The following is a 260-nucleotide window of genomic DNA, read 5'->3' on the forward strand; positions in this document are numbered from 1 at the left end:
GCTTGATCACCTGCAGCGCCGGGAAGTCCTGGCTGAGCAGCACCAGGTTCTGCGGCCGCGCGCCGCGCCAGGAGTAGATCGACTGGTCGTCATCGCCCACCACGGTAAAGCGCGCCCGCTGACCCACCAGCAGTTTCACCAGCTCATACTGGCTGGTATTGGTATCCTGATACTCATCTACCAGCAGGTAGCGGATCTTATTTTGCCAGCGCTCGCGCACCTCCTCGTTGCGCTGCAGCAGCAGCGTTGGCAGCAGGATC

At 61.9% G+C, this 260-nt stretch carries 1 protein-coding gene; it reads right to left on the reverse strand.

The features are described from left to right. A partial coding sequence (locus ACNQ0T_RS24545) for a UvrD-helicase domain-containing protein (RefSeq protein WP_417930530.1) occupies window positions 1–260 on the reverse strand: 260 nt, incomplete at both ends.

It is taken from the genome of Enterobacter cloacae complex sp.6700776, from assembly GCF_048284255.1.
Classification (GTDB): Bacteria; Pseudomonadota; Gammaproteobacteria; order Enterobacterales; family Enterobacteriaceae; genus Enterobacter; species Enterobacter intestinihominis.